This is a genomic window from Tianweitania sp. (assembly GCF_032053605.1).
GTDB lineage: Bacteria > Pseudomonadota > Alphaproteobacteria > Rhizobiales > Rhizobiaceae > Tianweitania.
The window spans coordinates 2,650-4,272 of the sequence record NZ_DAMBUH010000174.1 but is presented as its reverse complement, the minus strand read 5'-3'; the positions used below and the strand labels follow the sequence as shown (position 1 = coordinate 4,272).

Here is a 1,623-nt window from a genome sequence, read left to right as displayed (position 1 = left end):
CGCGATCGGGCGGTTCACGATGTTCCAAAGGTTCGGGCCGATCTTGTTGGCGCCGCCGGAATCATCGGTGTGGCAGGTGGCGCAACGCTTGAACAGCGCTTCGCCGGCAGCCGCGTCGGCGCTCTGCATGCGCACGGCGATCGGCTCTTCGGCCGGTGCCGCATCGTCCGCCTTGGCGCCAGCTTCCGGCTCGGCAGCCGCGATGGCAAAACCAGGTGTCTCCGGCGTCGGTGCCGCGAACAGGGCTTCGGACACAATGCTGATCGAGAACATGATGAACACGGTCCCCAGCAAAGCGCCGATGATCTTGTTCATTTCGAAAGAATCCATGCGGATACCGCTCCCTGCCTCGATCTCCCGGTCGGCGCATTTTGTTGCCCGCGCCGAATCCCCATACTGGCCGCAAAACCAGTAAAATCGGCGGGAAACTAGGTCTTTTGCGGAAGTGTTGCAACACCTATAAGGACCCCGCCCCATGTGGCGATTTGACACTTTCTGGCCCCTTTGAACTGGACTGCGCAGCCTATGTCGACGCTTGTTCTGATCCCCGCCCGCCTGGCCTCCACCCGCCTGCCGGGCAAGCCGCTTTCCGATATTGCCGGCAAGCCGATGATCGTGCGCGTGGCCGAACAAGCCACCGCCGCCCATCTCGGTCGCGTGGTTGTAGCCGTTGATGCGCAGGAGACCTTTGACGCCGTGGTCGCGCACGGCTTCGAAGCGGTGATGACGCGGGTCGGCCATGAATCCGGTTCCGACCGCATCCATGAAGCGCTGACCCTGCTCGACCCCACAGGCACGGTCGACACCATCGTCAACGTGCAGGGCGATCTTCCGACGGTGGAACCGGCAATCATCCGCGCCGCCGTCGATCTTCTCGATGACCCACAGGTCGACATCGGCACGCTGGGCGTAGAAATCACCCGCGAGGAAGAAAAGACCAACAAAAACGTGGTCAAGATCGTCGGCTCGCCGAACGCCGGGAACCGCCTGCGCGCGCTGTATTTTACCCGCGCTACCGCGCCGTGGGGTGAGGGGCCGCTCTACCACCATGTCGGCCTTTACGCTTATCGACGCAAGGCGCTCGAGCGCTTCGTGTCCTTGCCACCCTCCACCCTCGAGCGCCGCGAAAGCCTCGAACAACTGCGTGCTCTGGAAGATGGCATGCGCATCGATGTGGCACTCGTCGATGCCGTCCCGCTCGGCGTCGACACCGCCGAAGATCTCGAACGCGCCCGTGAACTCCTGTCCCGGAATTGATTGATATGACGTCTAAAACCAACCGCATCTCGTTCCAGGGCGAGCCTGGTGCGAACTCCGATACCGCCTGCCGCGACATGTTCCCGGACATGGAGCCGCTGCCGTGCCCGACCTTCGAGGATGCCTTCAACGCCGTTGAATCCGGTGCTGCCGATCTCGCGATGATCCCGATCGAAAACACCATCGCCGGCCGCGTCGCCGACATCCACCACCTCCTGCCGGAATCGCGCCTGCATATCGTCGGCGAATATTTCCTGCCGATCCATTTCCAGCTGATGGTGTTGCCCGGCGTGGCGCGCGAGGAGATCAGAACCGTCCACAGCCACATCCATGCGCTGGGCCAGTGCCGCAAATATATTCGTAGCA

Annotated in this window: 3 protein-coding genes; 2 read left to right on the top strand and 1 reads right to left on the bottom strand. The window is 62.5% G+C overall.

Going from position 1 to position 1,623, the window contains the following annotated elements:
• The coding region (locus tag RTX98_RS20195) for a c-type cytochrome (RefSeq protein WP_312798672.1) at nucleotides 1-330 on the bottom strand (330 nt) is incomplete at its 3' end.
• 195 nt (nucleotides 331-525) lie between these two features.
• On the opposite strand from RTX98_RS20195, the gene RTX98_RS20190 reads away from it, so the two are divergent.
• Complete coding sequence (locus tag RTX98_RS20190; protein ID WP_312798671.1) at nucleotides 526-1,257, top strand: 3-deoxy-manno-octulosonate cytidylyltransferase; 732 nt, start codon at nucleotides 526-528, stop codon at nucleotides 1,255-1,257.
• A gap of 5 nt (nucleotides 1,258-1,262) precedes the next feature.
• Nucleotides 1,263-1,623, top strand: a 361-nt coding sequence (locus tag RTX98_RS20185) for a prephenate dehydratase domain-containing protein (protein WP_312798670.1), incomplete at its 3' end; no start/stop codon positions are given.

What these genes read in the sequence shown, in the direction of transcription:
- RTX98_RS20190 (WP_312798671.1), top strand. Translation starts at nt 526, where the DNA reads ATGTCGACGCTTGTTCTGATCCCCGCCCGCCTGGCCTCCACCCGCCTG.